This is a genomic window from Kitasatospora sp. NPDC057692, assembly GCF_042799475.1.
In the GTDB taxonomy this organism is placed as follows: domain Bacteria; phylum Actinomycetota; class Actinomycetes; order Streptomycetales; family Streptomycetaceae; genus Kitasatospora.
The window spans coordinates 1-24,693 of record NZ_JBHVIV010000024.1 but is presented as its reverse complement, the minus strand read 5'-3'; the positions used below and the strand labels follow the sequence as shown (position 1 = coordinate 24,693).

General features: G+C 75.3%; 19 protein-coding genes and 1 pseudogene. 9 read left to right on the top strand and 11 right to left on the bottom strand.

The features are described 5' to 3' along the window. Positions 1-44: 44 nt before the first annotated feature. Together ACFVFS_RS15920 and ACFVFS_RS15915 are read left to right on the top strand one after the other, a co-directional pair. Entirely contained in the window at positions 45-923 is an 879-nt protein-coding gene (locus ACFVFS_RS15920; protein WP_380624387.1) for an MOSC domain-containing protein, read from the top strand. 300 nt (positions 924-1,223) lie between these two features. Then, the gene (locus ACFVFS_RS15915; protein ID WP_380624385.1) at positions 1,224-3,647 is read left to right on the top strand and encodes a right-handed parallel beta-helix repeat-containing protein; all 2,424 of its coding nucleotides are present in this window, start codon (positions 1,224-1,226) and stop codon (positions 3,645-3,647) included. 67 nt (positions 3,648-3,714) lie between these two features. Here the strand turns inward: ACFVFS_RS15915 and ACFVFS_RS15910 are convergent, their stop codons facing one another. Both ACFVFS_RS15910 and ACFVFS_RS15905 read right to left on the bottom strand, forming a co-directional pair. Further along, on the bottom strand, positions 3,715-4,833 hold the full coding sequence (locus tag ACFVFS_RS15910; RefSeq protein ID WP_380624383.1) for a PLP-dependent cysteine synthase family protein: 1,119 nt from the start codon (positions 4,831-4,833) through the stop codon (positions 3,715-3,717). A 110-nt stretch (positions 4,834-4,943) separates the two neighbouring features. Continuing rightward, positions 4,944-6,122, bottom strand: coding sequence for an ROK family protein (locus ACFVFS_RS15905; RefSeq protein ID WP_380624504.1), 1,179 nt, complete (start codon positions 6,120-6,122; stop codon positions 4,944-4,946). A 116-nt stretch (positions 6,123-6,238) separates the two neighbouring features. Here ACFVFS_RS15905 and ACFVFS_RS15900 point away from each other — a divergent pair, with 116 nt between their 5' ends. Together ACFVFS_RS15900 and ACFVFS_RS15895 are read left to right on the top strand one after the other, a co-directional pair. Further along, positions 6,239-7,510 (top strand): MFS transporter, encoded by a 1,272-nt coding sequence (locus tag ACFVFS_RS15900; protein ID WP_380624381.1) that lies wholly within the window; start codon positions 6,239-6,241, stop codon positions 7,508-7,510. Between the two features lie 44 nt (positions 7,511-7,554). Further along, positions 7,555-8,136: a HutD family protein gene (locus tag ACFVFS_RS15895; protein WP_380624379.1), complete on the top strand. Its 582-nt coding sequence runs from the start codon at positions 7,555-7,557 to the stop codon at positions 8,134-8,136. Positions 8,137-8,245: 109 nt separating this feature from the next. Here ACFVFS_RS15895 and ACFVFS_RS15890 read toward each other — a convergent pair whose 3' ends face one another. Beyond that, entirely contained in the window at positions 8,246-9,004 is a 759-nt protein-coding gene (locus ACFVFS_RS15890; RefSeq protein ID WP_380624377.1) for an acyltransferase, read from the bottom strand. Positions 9,005-9,132: 128 nt separating this feature from the next. On the opposite strand from ACFVFS_RS15890, the gene ACFVFS_RS15885 reads away from it, so the two are divergent. Next, complete coding sequence (locus ACFVFS_RS15885; protein WP_380624375.1) at positions 9,133-9,888, top strand: maleylpyruvate isomerase family mycothiol-dependent enzyme; 756 nt, start codon at positions 9,133-9,135, stop codon at positions 9,886-9,888. An 18-nt stretch (positions 9,889-9,906) separates the two neighbouring features. Here the strand turns inward: ACFVFS_RS15885 and ACFVFS_RS15880 are convergent, their stop codons facing one another. Further along, positions 9,907-10,680 (bottom strand): enoyl-CoA hydratase family protein, encoded by a 774-nt coding sequence (locus tag ACFVFS_RS15880; RefSeq protein WP_380624373.1) that lies wholly within the window; start codon positions 10,678-10,680, stop codon positions 9,907-9,909. Positions 10,681-11,096: 416 nt separating this feature from the next. Here ACFVFS_RS15880 and ACFVFS_RS15875 point away from each other — a divergent pair, with 416 nt between their 5' ends. Then, on the top strand, positions 11,097-11,519 hold the full coding sequence (locus ACFVFS_RS15875) for a RidA family protein (RefSeq protein WP_380624371.1): 423 nt from the start codon (positions 11,097-11,099) through the stop codon (positions 11,517-11,519). A gap of 4 nt (positions 11,520-11,523) precedes the next feature. Here ACFVFS_RS15875 and ACFVFS_RS15870 read toward each other — a convergent pair whose 3' ends face one another. After that, positions 11,524-12,855, bottom strand: coding sequence for an MFS transporter (locus ACFVFS_RS15870; protein WP_380624369.1), 1,332 nt, complete (start codon positions 12,853-12,855; stop codon positions 11,524-11,526). Positions 12,856-12,930: 75 nt separating this feature from the next. On the opposite strand from ACFVFS_RS15870, the gene ACFVFS_RS15865 reads away from it, so the two are divergent. Both ACFVFS_RS15865 and ACFVFS_RS15860 read left to right on the top strand, forming a co-directional pair. Then, positions 12,931-13,923 carry an ArsR family transcriptional regulator gene (locus ACFVFS_RS15865; RefSeq protein WP_380624367.1) on the top strand — a complete coding sequence of 331 codons (993 nt, stop codon included), beginning with the start codon at positions 12,931-12,933 and terminating at the stop codon, positions 13,921-13,923. 214 nt (positions 13,924-14,137) lie between these two features. Beyond that, complete coding sequence (locus tag ACFVFS_RS15860) at positions 14,138-16,435, top strand: glycosyl hydrolase family 18 protein (protein ID WP_380624365.1); 2,298 nt, start codon at positions 14,138-14,140, stop codon at positions 16,433-16,435. 90 nt (positions 16,436-16,525) lie between these two features. Here the strand turns inward: ACFVFS_RS15860 and ACFVFS_RS15855 are convergent, their stop codons facing one another. After that, positions 16,526-17,698 carry a geranylgeranyl reductase family protein gene (locus tag ACFVFS_RS15855; RefSeq protein WP_380624502.1) on the bottom strand — a complete coding sequence of 391 codons (1,173 nt, stop codon included), beginning with the start codon at positions 17,696-17,698 and terminating at the stop codon, positions 16,526-16,528. A gap of 227 nt (positions 17,699-17,925) precedes the next feature. Between ACFVFS_RS15855 and ACFVFS_RS15850 the strand changes: the two genes are divergently transcribed. Beyond that, positions 17,926-19,290, top strand: a complete 1,365-nt coding sequence (locus tag ACFVFS_RS15850; protein WP_380624363.1) for a dipeptidase — start codon at positions 17,926-17,928, stop codon at positions 19,288-19,290. 83 nt (positions 19,291-19,373) lie between these two features. On the opposite strand, the gene ACFVFS_RS15845 is transcribed toward ACFVFS_RS15850, so the two are convergent. The 5 genes and pseudogenes from ACFVFS_RS15845 to ACFVFS_RS15825 form a co-directional block, all read right to left on the bottom strand. Next, complete coding sequence (locus tag ACFVFS_RS15845) at positions 19,374-20,228, bottom strand: DUF4184 family protein (protein ID WP_380624361.1); 855 nt, start codon at positions 20,226-20,228, stop codon at positions 19,374-19,376. Positions 20,229-20,334: 106 nt separating this feature from the next. After that, entirely contained in the window at positions 20,335-21,402 is a 1,068-nt protein-coding gene (locus ACFVFS_RS15840) for an NUDIX domain-containing protein (protein WP_380624359.1), read from the bottom strand. Between the two features lie 360 nt (positions 21,403-21,762). Next, positions 21,763-22,698, bottom strand: a complete 936-nt coding sequence (locus ACFVFS_RS15835) for a C40 family peptidase (protein WP_380624357.1) — start codon at positions 22,696-22,698, stop codon at positions 21,763-21,765. A gap of 216 nt (positions 22,699-22,914) precedes the next feature. After that, positions 22,915-24,339 carry an acyl-CoA synthetase gene (locus ACFVFS_RS15830; protein ID WP_380624355.1) on the bottom strand — a complete coding sequence of 475 codons (1,425 nt, stop codon included), beginning with the start codon at positions 24,337-24,339 and terminating at the stop codon, positions 22,915-22,917. Positions 24,340-24,519: 180 nt separating this feature from the next. Further along, positions 24,520-24,693 (bottom strand): annotated as a pseudogene (locus tag ACFVFS_RS15825) (electron transfer flavoprotein subunit alpha/FixB family protein); the annotation flags it as partial.

Here is a 24,693-nt window from a genome sequence, read left to right as displayed (position 1 = left end):
ACCGCGCCTGCCGCCGGTCCGGACGCGGCTGGCAGGATGGGGGAATGCAGCTCACCGGACTCCACGTCTACCCCGTCAAGTCCATGTACCGCCTGAGCCCCGAGAGCGCCCGCGTCGAACCGTGGGGCCTGGCCGGCGACCGGCGCTGGATGCTCGCCGACGGCACCGGCCGGTTCGTCAGCCAGCGCGAGAACGCCGCCCTGGGCCAGGTCCGGGCCGAGCTCACCCCCGCCGGGGCCCTCGTGCTCACCGCCCCCGACGGCTCGCACGCCGAGATCCCCGCCCCCGCCGTCGCGGTCGGCGACCCGCTCGCCGACGTCGAGGTCTGGGGCACCCGCTTCCGCGCCGCCGAGGCCGGCAAGGAGGCCCAGCTGTGGATCGCCGAGCACCTCGGCGACTACCGCCTGGTGCACCTGGACGACCCGCGCGCCCGGCCCGTCGACCCGGACTTCTCCACCCCCGGCGACACCGTCTCGATGGCCGACGGCTTCCCCCTGCTGCTCACCAGCACCTCCTCGCTGGCCCGCCTCAACGAGCTGATCGCCGCCGAGCACCCGGACGGCCACGAGGAGCTGCCGATGGAGCGGTTCCGCCCCAGCGTGGTGGTCTCCGGCGGCGAGCCCTGGGCGGAGGACGGCTGGCGGCGGATCCGGATCGGCGAGCTGACCTTCCGGGCGGTCAAGCCGTGCGGGCGCTGCGTGGTCACCACCACCGACCAGGAGAGCGGCGAACGGCGCGGCCCCGAGCCGCTGCGCACCCTGGCCCGGCACCACCGGCTGCTGAAGAAGGCGGCGTTCGGGCAGAACCTGATCCCCGAGCGCCCGGCCGGCGTCGAGGGCGACGTGCTCGGCACGCTGCGGCTGGGCGACGAGGTCGAGGTGCTGGAGGACGGCGCGCACTGGCCGGCCGACCGCCAGGTCTGACGGCGGGCGCCCGCGCCCGCGCCCCCGTTTCCGCCCTCCCATCCCCTCCCCTCCGCACCCGCGTCCCGGAACCGGACGTGTGCGCGCTCGTTGAAGCAGGTGCCGACGCACCCGGTGGGCCCGCGGCTGTCGTCCGGCCCGCCCGCCCCGTCCGGCCCGCGCGGCCTGAGCACCCGCGCGGGCGCGCTACGGTGGGCGGACGACCCGCGCACCCCGGTGCGCCGCGTCCGGGCGCACCGCGTCCGCGTGCGTCCGGTCCGCAGATCGCCGGCTCGATGAAGGTGGGGACGACAGACCGTCATGGCTGAGCACAGGGTCCGGGTCACCCAGGACAGCGCATCCCGCTGGCGGCGCCGCGCCGGCGAGTACGACACGCTCGCGGAAGCCCTGGCGGCCGCGGAACCGGGCGACACGGTGACCGTGCGGCCGGGCACCTTCCGGGAGAACGTGGTCGTCGACAAGGCGGTGACGCTCGTCGCCGCCCAGGGCCCCGGCAGCGTCCGGATCGACCCGCCGGGCGGGGTGCCGCTCACCGTCACCGCCGCGGCGGCCGTCCGCGACCTCGTGATCGAGGGCAGCGACCGGTCCGTCCCGGCCGTCCTGGTCACCGGCGAGGAGGCGACCGCCGCGTTCAGCGGCTGCCGGGTGGAGACCCACTCGGCGGCCGGGGTCGAGGTGACCGACGGCGCCCGGCCGACCCTGAAGGGCTGCGTGGTGAGCAACCCGGACGGCCTCGGGCTGCGGCTGCGCGGCCCGGGCACCGCCGCCGCCTTCGAGGACTGCGAGGTCGCCGCCGCCGGCCAGGCCGGGCTGGCGGTGCTCGGCGGCGCGGCCGCCGCGCTGGAGCGCTGCCGGGTGCACCACGCGTCCGGCGCGGGTGTGCTGCTCTCCGACCCGGGCAGCGCGGCCGAGCTGACCGGCTGCGAGATCTACGAGATCCGCGGCAGCGGGGTCCAGGCCGAGGCCCAGGCGGGCGGGCGGCTGGTCGACTGCGAGATCCACCGGGTGACCGGCAACGGCCTCACCCTGGACGGCGAGGCCGAACTCGTGCTCACCGGCAGCCGGGTGCACGACGTGCCGGAGAACGCCGCCGACCTGCGCGGCCGCGCCCGGCTCAGCCTCGTCCACTCCACCGTGCGGGACTTCGGGCGCGGGGCGCTCTCGGTCTGGGACCAGGGCACCGAGGCCAGCGCCGAGTCCTGCCAGATCCACGGCTCGAACGGCGAGTACCCGGCGCTGTGGGTGAGCGACGGCGCCCGGCTCACGCTCACCGACTGCGCGCTGCACGACCTGCCGGACGCGCTGTTCGTGCTGGACCGCGACTCGGCGGCCGTCGCCGAGGGCTGCTCGTTCAGCCGGATCCGCAGCTCGGCGGTGTCGGTCAGCGGCGGGGCGACGGTGACGCTGACCGGCTGCCGGGTCCAGGAGGCGGGCACCGGGCTGTGGTTCCGCGACCACGGCAGCGGGGGCGTGCTGACCGGCTGCGAGATCTCCGACGTGGCGACCGGGGTGATCGTCACCAAGGGCGCCGACCCGGTGCTGCGGGACTGCACCGTCCGGGCCGGGTCGGACGCCGGCGTCTACGTCTCCGCCCAGGGCCGGGGCACCTTCGAGGACTGCCGGGTCTCGCACGGCAAGGGCTTCGGCTTCCACATCATCGACGGCTGCCGCACGGTGCTCACCCGCTGCCGGGCCGAGCAGAACGAGCGGGCCGGCTTCGAGTTCTCCGAGCCCGGGCCGGTGGTGGAGGGGTGCACCTCGGACGACGTGCCGGCCCCGACGGCCGCGGCCGTCGGGGCCGCCGGCGCGGCCGACATCCCCCCGCCGCGTGCCCAACTCGCGGCCACCGCGGCGACCTTGGCCTCCGCCGCCCCCGCCGCCGCGGTGATCGGGCCGATCCCCGACTGCCGGCCCGCCGACGAGGCGCTGGCCGAACTCGACGGACTGGTGGGCCTGGCCACCGTCAAGCAGGAGGTGCGGACGCTGATCGACCTCATCTCGGTCGGCCGGCGGCGCCGGCAGGCCGGACTCAAGGCGCCCTCGCTCCGCCGCCACCTGGTCTTCACCGGTGCCCCCGGCACCGGCAAGACCACGGTGGCCCGGCTGTACGGCGAGATCCTGGCCTCGCTCGGGGTGCTGCAGCGCGGCCACCTGATCGAGGTGGCCCGGGTCGACCTGGTCGGCGAGCACATCGGCTCCACCGCGATCCGCACCGCCGCCGCCTTCGACCGGGCGCGCGGCGGCGTCCTGTTCATCGACGAGGCGTACGCGCTGGCGCCGGAGGACGGCGCCCGCGACTTCGGGCGGGAGGCGATCGACACGCTGGTGAAGCTGATGGAGGACCACCGGGACGAGGTGGTGGTCATCGTGGCCGGCTACACCGCCGAGATGGAACGCTTCCTCTCCGCCAACCCCGGTGTCTCCTCGCGGTTCTCGCGCACCATCACCTTCCCCGACTACTCGGCCGGGGAGCTGCTGGAGATCGCCCGCGCCCAGTGCGCCGAACACGAGTACGCGCTCGCCGAGGCCACCGAGCACGCCCTGCTCGACCACTTCGCCGGCATCGAGCGCGGCCCCAACTTCGGCAACGGGCGCACCGCCCGCCAGGTGTTCGAGACCATGGTCGAGCGGCACGCCATGCGGGTCGCCCAGCTGCCCGACGCGTCCACCGAGGACCTCCAGCTGCTCGTCCCCGCCGACCTCCCGACGGCCCGGCTGCCGTAGGGCCGGAGTCCGGCGCCCCCGGGCCGACGGGCCGGTCGGCCCGTCGGCCCGTCAGCCCGTCAGCCCGTCAGCCCGTCCAGTCTCCGCCGGCCAGGAAGGACTCCAGGCCGGCCAGGTAGGGCGCGATGTCGATCCGCTCGCCCGCCAGCCAGTCGTCCGAGTAGTACTTGTCGAGGTAGCGGTCACCCGGGTCGCAGATCAGGGTGACCACGCTGCCACCCTCCCCCGCCGCCCGCATCTGCGCGACGATCCGCAGCGCGCTCCACAGCCCGGTCCCGGTGGACGCGCCCGCCTTCCGGCCGAGCACCCGGTCCAGCAGCCGCACCGCGGCGACCGAGGCGGCGTCCGGGACCTTCATCATCCGGTCGACCGCCCCGGGCACGAAGCTCGGCTCCATCCGGGGCCGCCCGATCCCCTCGATCCGCGAGCCGCGGTCGCACACCGCGTCCGGGTCGCCGTGCACCCAGCCGTCGAAGAAACAGGAGTTCTCCGGGTCGGCGACGCAGATCCGGGTGTCGTACTGCATGTAGTGGACGTAGCGGGCGATGGTCGCCGAGGTGCCGCCGGTGCCGGCGGTGGCCACGATCCAGGCCGGCTCCGGGTGCGGTTCCAGGCGCAGCTGGGCGAAGACCGACTCGGCGATGTTGTTGTTGCCCCGCCAGTCGGTGGCCCGCTCGGCGTAGGTGAACTGGTCCATGTAGTGGCCGCCGGTCCGCTCGGCGAGCCGGGCCGAGGCCTCGTAGACCTCGTCCGGCCGGTCCACCAGGTGGCACTCCCCGCCGTGGAACTCGATCAGGTCGATCTTGGACTGGCTGGTGGACTTGGCCATCACCGCGATGAACGGCACCCCGACGAGCTGTGCGAAGTACGCCTCGGAGACGGCCGTGGAGCCGCTGGAGGCCTCGATGACGGGCTTGCCGGGGCGGATCCAGCCGTTGCAGAGCCCGTAGAGGAACAGCGACCGGGCCAGCCGGTGCTTCAGCGAGCCGGTCGGATGGGTGGACTCGTCCTTGAGGTAGAGGTCGATGCCCCAGTCCGCCGGGAGCGGGAAGCGCAGCAGGTGGGTGTCGGCCGAGCGGTTGGCGTCCGCCTGGACCTTGCGGACCGCCTCCTTGAGCCAGCGCCGGTACGCCGGGTCGGACCGGTCCACGTCGACGGTCGGTTCGGTCCCCATGCCCATGCCCATGCCACTCTCCTCGTACGGTCCCCTGAAGGCCCCCGCTCGCTCACTACGAGTGTATGGGTGTCACGATAAGTGACATTATCCGAAGCTCTAGGCTCCGCTTATCGGACCACCTACCCGGCGGTCACCGATTGCGGGTCCGCCAGGTACGGGAGCCAGCCGAGTTCGGCCGCCCCGGCCAGCGCGCTGTGCTCCAGCTCCGCGCCGACGATCGGCACCCGGCCGCTGCGCCCCCACAGGCTGCGCTCGGCGACGACCGCCCGCAGCCGGTCCGGCGCGGCCTCCAGCAGGTCCAGGTGCAGCCCGCTGAGCACCACCCGGTCCGGGTTGAGGATGTTGGCGACCCCGGCCAGGCCGAGGCCGAGCCGGTCGATGACGTGCTCCACGGCCGCCCGGGCCCGCTCGTCGGTGGCGGCGGCCCGGCAGAGCTCGCCCGCCTGGTCGAGCAGCGGCCGGTCCGGGTCCGGCGTCAGTCCGGCGGCGGCGAACAGCGCGTCCGGGTCGGTCTCCGAGTTGAGGCAGCCGCGGTTGCCGCAGCCGCAGGGCCGGCCCTGCGGGTCGACGGTCAGATGGCCGACCTCCAGGGCGAGTCCGGCGCTGCCGGTGTGCAGCCGGCCGTCGATGACCAGCGCGCCGCCGACGCCGCGGTGACCGGAGGTGGCGAGCAGCAGGTGCCGCGCGCCGCGGCCGGCGCCGTGCCGGTACTCGGCGAGGGCGGCGAGGTTGGCGTCGTTGGCGATCGCGGTGGGCAGCGGGTCGAGCGCGCGCGGGCCGTGGTCGGCGCGCCCCACCTCCACGTCGTACAGGTCGGCCACGGGCGTACCGCTGGGCCAGGCGAAGTGCAGCGCGGCGAGCGCCGTGCCGTCCGGCTCGGTGACCGGGTTGGGCAGTGCGAGCGCCGCGCCGAGACAGCGCCGCTCGGTGCCGCGGGCGAGCTCGGCGCCCGCCTGGGCGACCGCGCGCAGCATCCGCACCGGGTCGGTGGCGGCGGGCAGCGGCAGGTGGACCGGCGGGTCGAGCAGGCCGCCGAGACCGGCCAGGGTGACGCTGAGGCCGTCGGCGTGGATCTGGCCGGCGACCACCACCGGGCCCGCGGGATCGATGGCGAGCCGGTGCGAGGGGCGGCCGCGGCCGCCGCCGGCGGGGCGGGAGTCGACCGTGATGAGGCCGAGCGCCTCCAGCTCGGCGGTGACGGCGCCGGCGGTGGCCCGGGTGACGTCCAGCGCGCGGGTCAGCGCGGAGCGGGTCGGGGCCCGGCCGGTGTGGATCAGCTGGAGCGCGGGGCCGAGCAGCGTCCGCCCTCGGTCGGGGGCCGCGCGGCGGTGGGCGTCGCGCTGCGCGTCGTGGTCGGCCCCGGTCCCGGGCTTCGGGCTTGAAGGTGAGAGCTGCACGGACCTATTGTTACTTTGTGCCGCTCCGAAACAAAATCCGTCCCTCCGGTCCCCTCCGTCAACTGACTCCCCAGTCTCGCAGCACCGCGGCGAAATCCCCCAGCCCTTTCGCGCACTCCCTCGCCTCCTGGGGCACCGCCCGGCTCGCCCTCACCGCCTTCTTCGCCGTCGACGGCCTGCTGTTCGCCGCCTGGGTGGTCCGCATCCCGGACGTCCGCAGCCAGGTCCACGCCTCGCACAGCGCCCTCGGACTCGCCCTGCTCTGCGTCTCGGCGGGCGCCGTGGCCACCATGCCGATCGTCGGCCGGCTCTGCGTGCGCTACGGCTCCCGGCCGGTCACCGTCGCCTCGCTCGCCGTGCTCGCGCTCGCCGTCCCGCTGCCCGCGCACACCCACTCGGTGACGGCGCTCGGCGGCGTCCTGCTGCTCTTCGGCGCCGGATACGGCGGGGCCAACGTCGCCATGAACAGCGCCGCCGTCGAGATCGTCGCCGAACTGGGCCGCCCGGTGATGCCCAGCTTCCACGCCGGGTACAGCCTCGGCGGGCTGCTCGGGGCGGGCGTCGGCGGGCTGCTCGCCGGTCCGCTCACGGCCGCCGGGTGGCTGGCGCTGGCCGGACTCGCCGGGCTCGCCGTCACCGCGGCGGCGGGCGTCGCGCTGCTCCGCAGCCCGGCGGCGCGACTGCTCTCCCCCGCCTCCGCCCCCTCCACTCCCTCCACCTCAACCTCCACCTCCACCTCCTCCGCCCGCTCCACCGGCCGGGTGCTGGTCCTGCTGCTCGGCCTCACCGCGCTCTGCACCGCGTACGGCGAGGGCGCCGTCGCCGACTGGACCACCCTGCACCTCACCGACGACGTCCACGCCGACGCGCGAGTGGCCGCCGCCGCCTACGCCGCCTACGCGCTCGCCATGACCACCGGGCGGATCGGCGGCACCTGGCTGTCCCTGCGCCTCGGCCAGGACCGGGTGATGATCCTCGGCGGCCTCACCGCCGCGGCCGGGATGCTGCTGGCGGCACTCGCGCCGCTGGTGCCCCTGGCCGTGGCCGGGTTCGTCCTGGTCGGGCTCGGGCTCGCCAACATCTTCCCGCTCGCCATCGCCCGGGCCGGCGTCGTCGGCGGCCCGCAGGGCGTCGCGCTCGCCTCGACGCTCGGCTACGCCGGCATGCTGATCGGCCCACCGGTGATCGGCTTCCTCGCCGACGCGACCAGCCTGCCGCTCGCCCTGACCACCGTCGCCGCCGCCGCGACCGTCGCCGCCGTCCTCCCGCTGGCCGCCCGCCGCCGCTGAACCCGTCACCCCGCCCCCACCGACCGCCGTGCGAGGATCGCGCCATGACGAACAGCACGGCTCCGGTCCGGTTCCTGCCCGCCGCCGAGCGGCCGGCCACGGCGTGGCGCAACGGGGGCGGGGTGACCAGGGAGGTCGCCGGGGAGCCGGCGGACTCCGGGCCGGACGGCTTCCGGTGGCGGGTCAGCCTCGCCGAGGTCGCCTCCGCCGGACCGTTCTCCGCGTTCCCCGGCGTCGACCGGGTGATCACCGTGGTCGAGGGCCCGGGCATGGCGCTGACCGTCGACGGCACCGAGCACCTCGTCGACGCGCCGTTCCGCCCGTTCGCCTTCTCCGGCGACGCGGCCACCGACTGCCGGCTGCTCGGCGGCCCGCTCGTCGACTTCAACGTGATGACCCGGCGCGGCCGGGCCACCGCCGACCTCGTCCTCGCCGAGCGCCCCGGCCCGGTCACCGTCCCGGACGGCGCCACCGTGCTGCTGGTCTGCCTCTCCGGCACCGCCGCCCTCGACGGCACCCCCCTCGCCCGCTACGACGCCGCCCTCCTCACCGCCCCGGCCACCCACGCCCTGCGCCCCGAGGGCGTCACCGCCGTCCTCACCTTCCGCACCACGCCGCGGGGCTGACGGCGTCCGGCGGCGGCGAACGGGAACGCGCCGCGCCACGCGTGCCGGACGTCGGGGCGCGGCCGCGCGGTCGCCCGCCAGGCCCACCGCGGGCCGGCCCGGGCCCTGCTCAGACCCCCGGCTCGCCCGGCAGCCGCAGGTCCCACCCGGCCAGCGCCCGCAGTTGGGCGACCGTCACGTCGTCCGGCAGCGGCCGCGGCGGCTCGTTGCGGAAGGGCGGCTGCCAGCCCTCCTCCGGCGTCCACCGGCGGACCGCCCTGGCCGGGGCGCCCGCGACCACGGTGTGGTCCGGCACCTCGCCGCGCACCACCGAGCCGGCCGCGACGACCACGTTGCGGCCCAGCCGGGCGCCCGGCAGGATCACCGCGCCGGTGCCGATCCAGCTGCCGGAGCCGATCTCCACCGGCTCGTTGCGCGGCCACTGCTTGCCGATCGGCAGATCGGTGGCCCGGTACTCGTGCGCCTGGTCGGATATGTAGACGCCCGGGCCGGTCCACACGTCGTCGCCGAGCACGATCGACTGGTGGCCGACGATGTGGCTGTCCCGGCCGATCACACAGCCGCCGCCGATCCGCACGATCGGCTCGGGGCCGAGGTCGAGCCCGGGCAGGAAGCCCGCGCTGATGGTCACCCGCTCGCCGATGATCGAGAACGGCCCGATGGTGATCCACTGCTCGTTGAAGACCGCGCCGAGCGGGAAGGTCAGCTTCGTCCCCGCGCCCAGCTCGCGGAACCGGTACGGCCCCGGGTTCTCGCTGGACACCGCGCCGGCCTCCTGTACCCACCGCCAGCCCCGGTGGACGAGCCGGCCGGCGGCTCGCCGGCCACCCGCCCGGGCGGCGCTGAGCAGGGAACGCGTGATCGACATGCGCTCACGTTACCGGCCCGTAGCGCCCGCCCGGCGGGAGGGCGGCCAAGGTCACACGGCCTGTCCTCGTCGAAACCCCGTTCGGAAAACCGCTCCCGGAACCAACCTCTGCTGCCAGACTCGCCGTTATGGAGATCACCACGCACCTCGACGCCCTGCGCCGCGAGGGCGCCCTGCTCGCGGACGCCGCCGCCCGCACCGACCTCGGGACCCCCGTCCCGACCTGCCCGGAGTGGCGGCTGCGCGACCTCGTGCTGCACCTCGGCCAGGTGCACCGCTGGGCGACCGTCACCGTCCGCGACCGGCTGGCCGCCCCGATGGACGCCGAGCGCCAGCAGGCCATCTGGGGGCCGGAGCCGGACGACGCCGACCTGGTCGCGTGGTTCCGCGCCGGCCACGCCACCCTGGTCGACACGCTCACCGCCGCCCCGGCCGACCTGGACTGCTGGACCTTCCTCCCGTCGCCGAACCCGCTCGCGTTCTGGACCCGCCGCCAGGCGCACGAGACGGCCGTGCACCGGATCGACGCCGACGCGGCGGCCGGTGTCGAGGGGCCGCACGCCGACCCGGAGTTCGCCCAGGACGGCATCGACGAGCTGCTGTCCGGCTTCCTCACCGTCGGCCGCTCCAAGGTCCGCAGCGAGCACCCGCGCACGATCCAGATCAGCCCGAGCGACGGCCCGGGCCGGTGGCTGCTGACCATCAGCCCGGAGCCGATCGCCGTCGAGCACGTCGAGCGGCCGGCCGACCTGACGCTCTCCGGCCCGGCCCGCGACCTCTACCTGCTGCTCTGGAACCGGCTGCCGGGCGGCACCGGCCGGGTGGCCACCGCCGGGGACGACTCACTGCTCGACCTGTGGCGCGAGGCCGCGGCCATCGGCTGAGCCGCGCGGAGGGGCGGGTCAGCGCACCCAGCGCGCCGGGCGCTTCTCCAGGAACGAGCGCATGCCCTCCTGCGCCTCCTCCGAGCCGAACAGCCGCGCCGACAGCTCCACCAGCTCGTCGGCGTCCCGCTCGAAGGAGCGCACCACCTCGGCGTTGGCCAGCCGCTTGGACTGCGCGAGGCCCTGCGGCGAGCCCAGCCGCAGGGCGTCCAGCAGGCCCTTGAGCGCCACCTCGGCCGCCTCCGGCGCGTCGACGGCCTGGGTGACCAGGCCGATCCGGGCGGCCTCGGCGGCATCGAAGACCTCGCCGGTCAGGTAGTAGCGGGAGGCCGCGCGCGGATCCAGCTTGGGGCGCAGCGGCAGCGAGATGACGGCCGGCGCGAGCCCCAGCCGGACCTCGGTGAACGCGAAGGTGGCGGCCGGCCCGGCGAGCGCCAGGTCGGCCGCGCCGACCAGCCCGAGCCCGCCGGCCCGGACGTGCCCGTCGATCACGGCGATCACCGGCTTGGCGCAGTCCACGATGGCCCGCTGGAGGTCGACCAGCCCGCGCGGCCCGACCGTCGGATCGGCACCGGTCGCCTCCGAGAGGTCCGCCCCGGCGCAGAACACCCTGCCCGCGTGCGTCAGCACCACCGCCCGCACCTCCGGATCGGCCGCCGCCCCAGCGAGCCCGGCCGTCAACTCGGCCATCAGCCGGGTGGAGAGGGCGTTGCGGTTGTGCGGCGAGTCGAGCGTCAGGGTGGTGACGGCGTCCTCGGTGGCGACACGGACGAGGGGCGCTTCGCTGGTCATCGGTGCGGTCCTGCTTTCCGGCTGAGGGTGGGTCGGAACGAACGCCCGCCACCCGTGAGCCGCGCGCGCCCGGACGACTCTGACACGCCCGCCCTCCCCCGGACCAGCCCCTTCGGCCCCCCGGAACGGGATCAGAGCCGCGCCGTGTCGCGGTCGGGGCCGAACGGCTCCGGCGGCCGGACCGGCGCCCCAGTTCCTCCAACCGGGGCGTCGGCTGTCGGCGGATGACCTCGGCGGCGCTCTCGTGCGCCCACGACGCCGACCGCGGTGTGACGACTCCTTCGACGATCCCGGTAGGGCTCGTCCTCACGAATCGGTCTCCTCCTGGCCGGACGGGCTCGTCACCGCAGGTACGGAAGCGGTCTACCGACCGTAAATGCCTGTTGCGGTGATCGGGCGTCGGCCACGATGGTCGTATGACCATGGAATCGCAGCGGAACAGCGGCTCGCTCACCCACATCGCCGAGCCGCCCGGGGTTGCTCCGGGGACGGGGTACACGCAGGTCGTCAGTGGGAGCGGGCGGCTGGTGGCCGTGTCGGGGCAGGTGGCGTTCGACGAGGAGCGGCGGCTGGTCGGGGAGGGGGACCCCAAGGCGCAGGCGCGGCAGGTGTTCGAGAACCTGCGGCGCTGTCTGGCGGCGGCGGGGGCGGACTTCTCGCACGTCGTGAAGCTGACGTACTTCGTCACCGACGTGGCCTTCATGCCCGCGATCCGCGAGGCCCGCAACGAGGCGCTGGGCGACCTGCCGCTGCCGGCCTCCTCGGCGGTGCAGGTCGCGGCGCTGTTCCTGCCGGAGGTGCTGATGGAGATCGAGGCCTTCGCGGTGGTGCCGGAGTAGGCCCTCAGACCGTCGCCGCCGTCGTGTCCCGCCGCCGGGCCCACCGGACGGCGGGGCCCATCCCGAGGCCCGCCCCGGCGAGCAGGGCGCCGAGGGCGGCCCAGCCGACCAGGCCGTGGCCGATGACGACGGTCGAGACCACCGCAGGGCCGATCATCAGAGCGGCGGCGGTGCCCGCGTTGAAGACGCCCTGGTAGGCGCCGTGGGCCCGCTCGCCGGCCAGGTCGTAGCTGAGCGCCCAGGTGCCGGCCTGGCCCAGGACCTCGCCGACCCCCTGGAGCGCGACGCCGGCGAGCACCACCACGGCGGCGATCGCGGCGGGCGCGCCGTGGGCGAGGGCGATCACCAGGCAGGAGGCGGCCAGGATCAGCCCGGCCCGGCCGCAGGCCCGCGCGGCGGCCGCCGGGTGCTCGGTGCCCCGGGTGGCGCGGACCTGGAACGCGATGACCAGCACGGTGTTGACGACCAGGGTGGCGGCCACGGTGATCCGGGGCGCGTCGGTCTGCTGGACGATCCACAGCGGCACGCCGACCTCCAGCATCGCGAACTGCAGGCCGAGCACCGCGCTGAGCCCGGTCACCAGCAGGAACGGCCCGTCCCGCAGCGCCGGGTTGGGCTCCCGGGCCGGCCGCCGCCGCCCGCCGCGTTCCCCGCCCGCGTCAGCAGCGGCACCCGAGCCACCCGGGCCACCCGCGCCGCGGACCCGGTCCGGCACCGGCAGCCGCTGGAACATCACCGCGACCGCCAGGTACGAGGCCGCGTCGGCCAGGATCGCCGCCAGATAGCCGGGGCGCGAGTCCACCTGGAGGGCGACCGCGCCGACGCCGGTGCCAAGGCAGAGCCCGACGTTGGTCACCACCCGCAGATAGGCCCGCCCGGCCACCCGCTTGTCGGCCGGCAGCACCTCGGCGTAGAGGGCGTTGCGCACGGCGGCCGCGCCCCGGTCGGCGGCGGCGACCAGGCAGGCGAGCGCCACGAACGCCGGGTAGCCGCCGACCGCTGTGTAGCCGGCGGTGCCCAGGCCGGTGAGCGCGACCAGCGCCACCAGGATCGGCCTACTCCCCCAGCGGTCGGCGGCCCGCCCGGCGGGGACGCTCGCGAGGACCCCGCAGAGCCCGGCGGCGGTGAGCGCGAGGCCGAGCTGCGCCGCGCTCAGGCCGAGGTAGCGGGTGAAGAACAGCACGCCGACGGAGAGCGAGAGGCCGCTGCCGAGGGTGTTGAGCAGGGTGATCCGGGCGAGCCGGCGCACCGTCGGGTCGGGGTGCAGCAGACGGGAGGCCCTGGACGCGGGTGGCGCGGGGCGCGGTGCGGCGGTCGCCGCGGGTGGGGTGGTCATGACCCGATCACACCCCGGCGCCGCCGCCGGACCGTACTGATTTAGGCTGGCCCTAAAACCTCCAGGAGGGACGGCGTGCACCGGTTCAAGCTCGACCTGGCCGATCTCGCCACCACCTGGTTCGCCTGCTCGCCGATCCAGGAGGCCGCGCTCAGCCTGCGGATGTGGACCCACCCGGGCTACTACGCCCTGCAGTCCGCCGCGTTCGAGCGCCTGCGGCCCGCCTTCGAGCGGCTGGACTCCGCGCTGCTGCTCTCCCTGGTCGGCGCCAACCGCTGGATCCCGGACTTCCTGACGCCCCGTCCGGCCACCCCGTGGCCGGACTTCCGCACCGAGCTGGCCGCGGTCCGGGCGCTGCCGCCGGAGCAGTTGCGCACCGAGCTGGAGCAGACCTTCCTGCCGCACCACCAGCCGCTGCCGGCGGTGCTGGCGGCCGGGCTGGCCGATCCGGCCCGGCTGCTGGCGCGGATCGCCGACGCGCTGGAGGAGTACTGGGAACGCTGTCTGGCGCCCGCGTGGTGGCCGCAGGCGCGGGCGGTGCTGGAGGCGGACCTGGTCTACCGGTCGCGGGTGCTGGCCCGGCAGGGCGCGGCGGCGCTGTTCGCCGACCTCGACCACCGGTTGCGCTGGGCGGACGGCATCCTGTCGATCGACCGCCGCTGGAAGGACTGGGACGGCGAGATCACGGTGGACGGCCGGGGGCTGGTCCTGGTGCCGACTTTCTTCGCCCGCGGCGCGATCACGATGATCAGCAACGACCGTCCGCCGCAGATCAGTTACCCGGCCCGCGGGCAGGCGGGGATGGCCCGCCCGCGGCCTCCGGCCACCCCGCGCGCACTGGAGCGGCTGCTGGGCGCGCCGAAGGCCCGGCTGCTCGCGCTGCTGGCCGAGCCGGGCTCCACCACCGACCTGGCCTACCGGCTGGGCGTGACGCCGGGCGCGGTCAGCCAGCACCTCGCGGTGCTGCACGCGACCGGGCTGGTGACCCGGGCGCGGCACGGCCGTTCGGTGCTGTACAGCCGCAGCGCACTCGGCGACGAGCTCTCCGGCGCGCCGCGCCGCAGCTGACGGACCGCTTTGCCGGATCCGGCCAACTCGTCAGTGGTACAGACCTGTTGACGCATTGGTCTGTACCTCCTACAGTGCCCATGCCCCCGTCTCCCCACGGCGGCGGGCATGTCACAAACCCGGTACCACCCCGGTACCGGCCGGTATCACCCCCGCACCACCCCCGTTCGGTTCGGCGTCACCCTGTCCAACCCCCACAGTCGCAGGGAGAACCATGTCCGTTCGATCCCGCACGCGCCGAGGCCGCCACAGGCTGCTCGCGCTGCTCTCCGTCCTGCTCCTCCCCCTGGCCGCGGTCACCGCACTGGCCACCCCGGCCAATGCGGCCGGCAAGCTCACCGCCGCCTTCACCAGCGAGAACAGCGGCTCCTGGTGGAAGGGCACCTACATCGTCAAGAACGACAACACCACCGCCGTCAACGGCTGGACCCTGGAGTTCGACCTCCCGGCCGGTGTGACCATCCAGAACAGCTACAACGGCACCGCGACGGTCAACGGCCGCCACGTCACCGCCGTCGCCGCGTTCTACAACGCCAACGTCCCCGCCGGGAGGACCACCGAGCCGTACAGCTTCTGGTTCGTCGCCAACGGCCCGATCGGCACGCCGACCGGCTGCCGGATCAACGGCGACAAGTGCGACGGCAGTTCGGACGTCCTGCCGTCCGCCCCGGGCACCCCGACGGTGACCGACGCGACGGCCCACACGCTCGCGCTGAAGTGGCCCGCCGCGACCGGCGGCGACTTCCCGGTCGCCTCCTACGACGTGCTGAACGGCAGCACCGTGGTCGGCAGCAGCACCACCACCGACGCCGTGGTCACCAACCTCACCCCGGCGACCAGCTACACGCTGACCGTCCGCGCCAAGGACACCCGCGGCAACCTCGGCCCGGCGAGCGCGCCGGTCACCGCCTCCACCTTCGACCCGTCCACCGACCCGACGCCGCCCACCGCGCCCACCAACCTCCGCACCACCGCGGTGGGTTCGAGCGACGTGACGCTCGCCTGGAACGCCGCCACCGACAATCTGAAGGTCGCCGCGTACGACGTCTACCAGGACGGCGCGCTGGTCCGCACGGTCACCGGCTCCACCCTGACGGCCACCGTCAGCAGCCTCTCCCCGTCCACCTCCTACACCTTCACCGTCAAGGCCCGGGACGGCGCCGACAACGCCTCCCCCGCCTCGGCCCCGCTCAAGGTCACCACCTCCGACCTGGTCGGCGCCGGCAAGTACGCCCGGGTCGGCTACTTCACCCAGTGGGGCATCTACGGACGCCAGTACTTCGTGAAGAACCTCGACACCTCGGGCAGCGCGGCCAAGCTCGACGTCATCAACTACGCCTTCGAGAACATCGACCCGGTCAACCTCACCTGCATGGCGGGCGTCACCCGGGGCACCACGTCCAACCCGCAGGACCCCGACCAGGGCACCGGCGCGGGCGACGCCGACGCCGACTACGCCCGCCCGATGAGCGCCGCCCAGTCGATCGACGGCGTGGCGGACGACGGCTGGGGCAAGCTGCGCGGCAACTTCAACCAGCTGAAGAAGCTCAAGGCCAAGTACCCGCACCTGAAGGTCGTCGCCTCGCTCGGCGGCTGGACGTACTCCAAGTACTTCTCCGACGCGGCGGCCACCGACGCGTCCCGGCAGAAGTTCGTCAAGTCCTGCCTCGACATCTGGATCAAGGGCAACCTGCCGGCCTACAACGGCGCGGGCGGTGACGGCGTCGCGGCCGGCATCTTCGACGGCATCGACATCGACTGGGAGTGGCCCGGCTCGCCCGACGGCCACGCCGGCAACCACTACAGCGCCAACGACAAGGACAACCTGACCGCGCTGCTCGCCGAGTTCCGCAAGCAGCTGGACGCGCTCGGCGGCTCGCACAAGCTGCTGACCGCCTTCACCCCGGCCGACCCGGTCAAGATCAACCAGGGCTGGGACCTGTCGAAGATCTTCAACTACCTGGACATCGCCAACATCCAGGGCTACGACTTCCACGGCGCCGGCAGCGACAACTCGTGGGAGCCCAACCGCGCCGGCCACCAGGGCAACCTCTACGTGGACGCCCAGGACCCGTACACCACGCACTTCAGCGTCGAAGGGGCCGTCAAGCCCTACCTGGACGCCGGGGTCAACCCGCGCAAGCTCACCATCGGCCTGGCCTTCTACGGCCGCGGCTGGCAGGGCGTCGCGGACGGCGGCGTCAAGGGCGAGTGGCAGAGCGCGACCGGCGCCGCCCCCGGCCAGTTCGCCGAGGAGGCCGGAACCCGCGGGTACAACAACCTGCTCACCACCTTCCCCAACCTCTCCGTCTACCACGACGAACAGTCCGTGGCGACCTACGGCTACACCGGAGCGGGCGGACAGTGGTGGACCTTCGACGACGCCTGGTCGATCACCAAGAAGACGGCCTGGCTGAAATCGAAGGGCCTGCTCGGCGCGATGATCTGGGACATGACCGGTGACACCCCGGGCGGCACCCTGATCAACGCGGTCGACGGCGGCCTCAGGTAGCCCCTGCCACCCCGGTGATCCATGCGCGCCGGGCCGGACGGGAAGCCCCCGTCCGGCCCGGCGTCACATCGTCCGGGGCCGCGCGCCGGATCAGCGCGAGGCGAGCGCGGCCAGCCGGCGGGCCGAGCGGTACTGCCGCAGCACCTGGGCGAAGGTGGTGTGCCCCTGGGTGGTCCGGGCGAACGCCCGCCACGCCGGGTCGACCAGGCAGACCGCCGCGTGGAACAGGTACGGCCGGCGCTCGAAGGCGTTCAGCATCTGCTTGCCGGCCCGCATCTCCACCCCCAGGCCCGCCTTGATCGCGAACGCGTAGTTCAGCGCCTCGCGCCGCACCTCGGCCGCCGTACCCGACTCGGCCACCTTGACCGCCCACTCCCCGGCCAGCCGGCCCGAGCGCAGCGCGTACGAGATGCCCTCGCGGGTCCACGGCTCCAGCAGGCCGGCCGCGTCGCCGGCCACCAGGACCCGGCCGCGCGACAGCGGCGAGTCGTCGGCCCGGCAGCGGGTCAGGTGCCCGGACTCCACGCTCGGCGGGAACCCCGACAGGCCCAGCCGCCGGATGTAGTCCGCCAGGTACTGCTTGGTCCGCTCGCCGTCGCCGCGCGCCGAGATCACCCCGACGGTCAGGCTGCTGGACTCGGTCTTCGGGAACACCCAGCCGTAACTGCCGGGCAGCGGGCCCCAGTCGAGGTGGATCCGGCCCGCCCAGTCGGCGGCGACGTCCGCCGGGACGGGGATCTCCGCCTCCAGGCCGAGGTCGATCTGGTCGAAGGAGACGCCGACGTGCCGGCCGATCCGGCTCGCGCTGCCGTCCGCGCCGACCACCGCGCGCGCCTCGAAGCCGCGCCCGTCGGCGGCGGTGACCAGCGCCGTCCGGTGCTCGCCGCCGCGCTGCTCCACCCCGGTGACGGTCACTCCGGTGACCAGCACCGCCCCGGCCTGCTTGGCCGCCTGGACCAGGCGCAGGTCGAACTCGTCCCGGTTGACCAGGCCGAACAGCATCCGCCGGGAGCGCCTGGTCCGGGTGAACCGGCCGCGGTACGCGAAGGTGACGGCGTGCACCCGGTCCTGGAGCGGCAGTCTGAAGTCCGGCGGCAGGCTGTCCCGGGACGGGCCGATGATGCCGCCGCCGCAGGTCTTGTACCGGGGGTGCTCGGCCTTGTCGAGCAGCAGCACGCGCCGGCCCTGCAGGGCCGCGGCGTGCGCGGCGGAGGCGCCGGCCGGTCCGGCGCCGACCACGACGACGTCCCAGACGCCGTCCAGCGGGTCCGGCCGGTCCGGCCCGTCGGCCTCGGCGTCGAGCGGGCTACGAGTATCGGGGCTTCCGGAGTCAGTCACGGGCAGCAATCCTAAGGCGTCATCCCCCGCCGCCGTCGGCCGCACCGCCCCGACGCCCCCCGCCCGGCTCCGCCTATGATCGGCACTACCCCCCGTCAACACCGTTCGCCCGCACCACCCCCTCGGACGGACCAGCCCTCCCCGGAGCACCGATGCCGCAGCAGCCCCTGGCCGACGTCGTCCGGTCCCTCATGGACCGCGCCCGCACCGACCTCGCCGACCTGGTCGCCTTCCCCTCGGTCGCCGACCCGCGCCAGTTCCCGGTCGAGGAGTGCGAGAAGGCCGCCCGCTGGGTCGCCGACGCCTTCGCCGCCGAGGGCCTGACGAACATCCGGCTGCTGGACACCCCCGACGGCACCCAGTCCGTCTACGGCGAGCTCCCCGGCCCGGCCGGCGCCCCGACCGTGCTGCTCTACTCGCACTACGACGTCCAGCCGCCGCTCGACGAGGACGCCTGGCTCAGCCCCGCCTTCGAGCTCACCGAGCGCGACGGCCGCTGGTACGGACGCGGCGCCGCCGACTGCAAGGGCAACATCCTGATGCACCTGACGGCCCTTCGGGCGCTGCGCCAGGTGGACGGCGGCTACCCGGTCGGGCTGAAGGTCATCGTCGAGGGCTCGGAGGAGCAGGGCACCGGCGGCCTGGAGCGCTACGCCGAGGCCCACCCCGAGCTGCTCACCGCCGACGCCATCGTGATCGGCGACACCGGCAACTTCGCCGCCGGCCTGCCCACCGTCACCGCCTCGCTGCGCGGCATGACCGTGGTCGACGTCTCGGTCCGCACGCTGGCCGGCAACCTGCACTCGGGCGCCTTCGGCGGCGCCGCCCCGGACGCCCTGCAGGCCCTGGTCAAGGTGCTCGCCTCACTGCACGACGAGAACGGCGACGTCGCCGTGGCCGGGCTGGCCACCGACCAGAGCTGGAGCGGCGTGCAGTACCCCGACGAGCAGTTCCGCGCCGACGCCAAGGTGCTGGACGGCGTCGCGCTCACCGGCACCGGCACCGTCGCCGACCGGCTCTGGGCCCGCCCCTCCGTCACCGTCCTCGGCATCGACGCCCCGCCGGTGATCGGCGCGACCTCCTCCGTGCAGGCCTCCGCCAAGGCCTCGGTCAGCCTGCGGGTGCCGCCGGGCATGGACACCGCGGCCGCCCAGGAGGCGCTGGTCGCCCACCTCGAGGGCCAGGTGCCGTTCGGCGCCCGGGTCACCGTGGAGCGGCAGGGCAACGGCGCCGCGTTCAGCGCCGACATCTCCGGCCCGGCCTACGAGGCGATGGGCGAGGCGATGGCCGAGGCCTTCGGCACCCCGATGGTGGCCTCCGGCGAGGGCGGCTCGATCCCGCTCTGCAACACGCTGCGCACCCTCTACCCGGAGGCCGAGATCATCCTGATCGGCGTCGAGGAGCCGACCACCCAGATCCACGCCGTCAACGAGAGCGTCGACCCGCTGGAGCTGGAGCGGATGGCCCTCACCGAGGCGCTCTTCCTGCGCCGCTACGCCGAGCTGCGCTCCGCCTGACGGTCCGGCACGCCGATCCGGCGCGAACCGTCGGACACGCCCCGGGGCCGCGCCGTCCATCCGTGACGGCGCGGCCCCTGCCGTTACGCGCCGGCCCCGCGCAGCCACCCGCCCGCGCGAACCTGCGCCCGCGCGCCCGTACGCCGCGGGGAACCGCTCCCCGCACGCCCCCGCGCCCCCGCCACGGCCGCCCGGCCCAGCGCCCAGCCGACCGCGCCGACCGCGAGGCCGGCCCCCGCTCCGAAGCACAGCTCCGCGAGCGGTCCGCGCCGCAGCGGCACGAGCCGGTGCACCACTCCCGCCGCGGTGGCCGCCCCCAGCACCGCCGCGCCCGTCCGCCGGGCCCGGTCCGACAGCTCGACGGCCGGGCGCACCGGCTCCACCGCCCGGGCCGCCCGCACCGCGTACCCCGCCACCGCGGCCAGCCCCGGCGCCGAGGTGCCGTACTGCAGCACCTCGTACAGCGGCGGGCCGCCCGCCACCGGCCGCTCCAGCGCCGGCAGCAGCCGGGACCCGAACCGCCCGGCGTGGGTGAAGCCGTCCCAGCCGACGTGGCTCGCCGCACCGGCCGCCGCCGAGACCGCGAACCACCCGAGGTCCGCGCCCGACGGCCGCCCCCGCCCGGCCCGGCGGGCCGTCAGCGCCTCGGCCGCGCCCGCCCACCGGCCCGGGAGCAGCGCGACCAGCGGTCCGCGCACCAGCCCGTGCCAGCCCGCCACCAGCCCGGCAGCGAGCACCACGTCCACCGTCGGCACCGCCCACCAGCGGTGGGTCGTCCCGCCGTGCCGGTACACCCCGGGCAGCAGCGACTCGGCGAAGAACGGCAGGTCGGGCGCCAGTGACCCGGCGACCAGCGCCGAGGCGACCAGGGGTCCGCGCTCCCCCGCCGCGCGCAGCAGGGGCAGCACGGCGGCGGGGTGGCTCAGTGTGAACGGCATGCCGTCATCCTGCCGCCCCGCGGCGGGCGCCGTCCCCCGGGGGCCGGGGCGGCCGCGGGGCACGCGCCGGCCGCCCGCACGCCTCCCGCGCTCACGCCGCCCGTACTCACGCCGCGTCGGCGGTCGGCGCCAGCCCCGCACCGGCCCGGCGCCCGGCCTCCAGGTAGCGCAGCTCCCCGCAGCGGCGGGCGTCCAGCGCGGCCGCCAGCCGCCGGTACCGGGTCGGGGGCAGCAGCCCGGCGGCCTCCTCCAGACCGACGAACCGCCAGCCGCGCAGCTCCTCCTGCGGGAGCCGCAGCCCCTGCCGGGCGGTGGCGTCCAGCAGTCCGCCGTCGTAGACCAGCCGCAGCCCGCCGCAGCGCGGGCCGGTGCGCGGCTCCCAGTCGACGGCGAGCAGCCGCAGCGCGGCCGGGTCGAGGCGCAGGCCGAGCTCCTCGGCGGTCTCCCTGAGCGCGGCGTCGGTGGGCGCCTCGCCCCGCTCGACGACACCGCCGGGGAACTCCCAGTCCGGCTTGTAGACCGGGTCGACGAGCAGTACCCGGTCCTGCTCGTCGAAGAACAGGACGGCGGCCGCCACGGTGTCCCCGGTCGGGTCGGGGGTCTGCACGATCGGACAGCGGGCCGAGCCGTCGCTCACCAGCTGGGCGAGCCGGGCGGCGGTCTCGCCCGGGGTGAGGCCGGAGGTGTCGACGAGCCGGGCGTCGCGGCGCAGCCAGCGGCGGGCGGCGCGGTAGCGCGGCAGGTGCTCCAGGCACCACTGGCGGATCCGCTCGCTGCGCTCCGGGTCGTCAGGGACCTCCTCGCGCTGGGCTATGCGCTGGCGCAGGATCGTTTCTTCAGGGTCCAGGACGAGGTGGTGCACGGCGATGCCGTTCGAGGCCAGCGACCCGAAGATCTCGTCCCGGTAGTCCTCCCGCAGCAGCGTCATCGGGACCACCAGCGGCCCGGGCACCTCGCCGAGCAGTGCCGCCGCCGTCTCGGGGACCAGCCGGCGCCAGGCCGGCAGGTCCTGGAAGTCCGACACCGCCGCCATCCGGTCGGCCGGCAGCATCGCGCGCAGCCCGAAGCCCACCAGCTCGGGATCGAACAGCATGCTGCCGGGCAGCAGTTCCACCAATGCGCGGCAGGCACTCGTCTTGCCCGCCCCGAACGTGCCATTGATCCAGACGATCACTCACGCCCCCATGTTCTCGACCTCCCCCGGCGCCGTTCGCACCGGGCGGCGCCCCCGTCCGTCGAATCAGCGCCACCCGAGGTGGTACCCCCGCCGCGCCGGTCCCCATACCTCCACGCCGTCCCCGCTCATGGCGGTTCCCCGTTCCGCTTGTCAGGGGCATGTGCCCAGGTCAGAGGGCCTGCGACGATTCCCGTACGACCCCGGCCGCGCCGGAGCGCGCACCCCTGGGCACCGGAGTCCGGCCCCGGGGCGCGCGCCCCTTCCGCACTTCCCGCGCCCCATCGCGCGCAGGTCCCCGGCCCCGCCGGTGCCGACGCCGTCGCGGCCCCGGCACCGGCGGGACGGTGCGGACAGGCCTCAGGGCCGGCCCATGTGCGTCGGGTAGTAGCCGCTGCTGATCCGCGAGACCCGGATCGAGGTACCGGGCCGGGCGGCCTCCACGTACTGGTTGTTGCCCAGGTAGATCGCCACGTGGTGGATGCCCCGCGCGCTGCCGTCGTCCGACCAGAACAGCAGGTCGCCGCGGCGCAGCTGCCCGGCCGTCACCGGCGTGGTGGCCGCGTACTGGTCGTTGGCGACCCGCGGCAGGGAGACGCCGCCGCGCTTGAAGGACTGCTGGACGAGACCCGAGCAGTCGTAGCCGTCCGGCCCGTTGCCGGCCGTCCGGAACGGCTTGCCCAGCTGCGCGAGCGCGTACTGCACCGCGGTCTCGACGTCACCGTCCGGCGACGGGGCCGCGGACGAGGACGTGGACGAGGGGGCCGTGTCGGAGGACGGGGCGGCCGAGCCCGAGCCCGACCCGCCGGTGCGGTCCAGGTAGACGTCGTAGTGCGAGGTCCAGCGCCACTGGCCCTGGCTGTTGCGGAACCAGTACCGCGAGCCGTCCCACCCCTGGGTGATCCCCCCGGACGAGCCGGCCGACTTCACCGCGGACGTCCCCGAAGCCGTGCCCCCCGAAGCCGTGCCCCCCGTGGCCGAGCCGCCGCTGCGCGCCAGGTAGACGTCGTAGTGCGCCGTCCAGCGCCAGTGGCCCTGGCTGTCCTTGAACCAGTACCGCGAGCCGTCCCACCCGGCGTGGGCCGGCGCCGGCTCGGCCGCGGCGGTCCCCGCGCCGGCGCCGAGGCCGATCACGCCGGCGCCGGCCGCGATCACGGCCACCATGCCTATCCCCCGGCGGACCCGCGCCGCACGGGAGGGGCGGGCACCCGCCGCCGGCCGGAGGGAGGAGGAGGCGGTGGACTGCCCGGTCGCGTCGTCGGCGGCACCCGGTGCGCCGGTGTTGACGGTCGTCATGCTGCTGTCTTCCTTCGCTGATCGCGCCGGTCGCGACGATCGCGCCGAACGCTGGGAGCTGAACGCTGGACGCGGTGCGCGGGGCCTCGTCGGCCCCGGCCGCGCCGCTTGTCACGTTAGGCACGCGTCCGCTCACAGCGCGCAGTGGAGTGCGCCAAAGGAAGGCTCACGGAAGGTGAGCGACCGTCATCCGACCCGGCGCCGGATGACCGCCCGTCACTCGGGTGCCGACTCCGCCAGCAGCTGCTTCTTCAGCACCTTTCCCAAGGCGTTCCTGGGCAGTTCGGGCACCAGCACCACCCTCCGGGGCCGCTTGTGCACCGAGAGCCGCTCGGCCACAAAGGCCGTCAGCTGCTCCCCCGTCACCGAACCCTCCGGAACGACGTACGCCACGATCGCCTGGCCGAGGTCCTCGTCCGGCGCGCCGACCACGGCGGCGTCGGCCACCGCCGGGTGGTCGCGCAGTGCCGCCTCCACCTCGCCGGCGCCGATCCGGTACCCGCCGCTCTTGATCAGGTCCACCGAGGCGCGCCCGACGATCCGGTGGAAGCCGTCCGCGCCGATCACCGCGACGTCCCCGGTACGGAACCAGCCGTCGGCGGTCCAGGCCTCGGCGTCGGCGTCCGGCCGGTTGAGGTACCCGCGGAACAGGGTGGGACCGGCCACCTGGAGTTCGCCGACGGTCTCGCCGTCGTGCGGGACGGGCCCGCCGTCCTCGCCGACCAGCCGGGTGCGCACCCCCGCCACCGGGAGGCCGACGCTGCCCGGGCGGCGCTCGCCGTCGGCCCTGGTGGAGACGGTGATCAGCGACTCCGTCATGCCGTAGCGCTCGATCGGGGCCCGCCCGGTCAGCGCGGCGAGCCGTTCGAACACCGGGACCGGCAGCGGGGCGCTGCCGGAGACCAGCAGCCGGGCGGAGGCCAGCCGGGCGGCCGCCTGCGGATCGCCCGCCAACCGGGACCAGACGGTCGGCACGCCGAAGTAGAGGCTGCCGCCCGCCGCCGCGTACCCGGCGGGGGTCGGGCGCCCGGTGTGCACCAGCCGGCTGCCGGTTCGCAGCGCGCCGAGCACGCCGAGCACCAGTCCGTGCACGTGGAACAGCGGCAGGCCGTGCACCAGGGTGTCCTCGGCGGTCCACTGCCAGGCGTCGGCGAGCGCGTCGAGGTCGGCGGCGACGGCGGAGCGGCCGATCATCGCCCCCTTGGGCGCGCCGGTGGTGCCGGAGGTGTAGAGCACGAAGGCGGTCGCCGCCGGGTCGGGCTCGGCGTACGTGGTGGCGGAGCGCTCGCGCAGGTCCACCGGGAGGCCGGCGATCCCGGCGTCCTCCGGCGGGGTGTCGGCGGCGGCGTGGGCGAGCAGGGCCGCGCCCGAGTCGCGCAGGATGTGCGCCCGCTCCTTGGGCCCCGAGTCGGGCGGCAGCGGCACCACCGGCACCCCGGCGAGCAGCCCGCCGACGACGGCGGCCACGGTCTCGGCGGTGGGCCGGGCGAGCACCGCGAGCGCGGGGGCGCCGGCCACCCGGTCGGCGACGGCGGTGGCCGCGCCGAGCAGCCGCTCGCGGGAGAGCCCGGGACCGTCGGAGATCCGCAGCGCGTCGGCCGAGTCGCCGGATCCGCCCTGAAGCGCCGTCAAGAGTGTCATGCGTCCGCCCTCGCCCCTGTCCACGATGTCCACGATGGTCCGCTGCGCGCGACGGTCAACGACCCGCGCCGCCGACCGACTCTACGGGCCGCCGCCCACCGGCCGGCGTCCGGGCGAAGGACGGCGGGGGCGCGCCCGGGAAATCCCGGGCGCGCCCCCGCGCCGATGCCGTGCGCCGGATCAGACCTTGCGGGCCTTCACCTCGGCGGTGAGCTGCGGCAGCACCGCGAACAGGTCGCCGACGACGCCGTAGTCGACCAGCTCGAAGATCGGGGCCTCGGGGTCCTTGTTGACGGCCACGATGGTCTTCGAGGTCTGCATGCCGGCCCGGTGCTGGATCGCGCCGGAGATGCC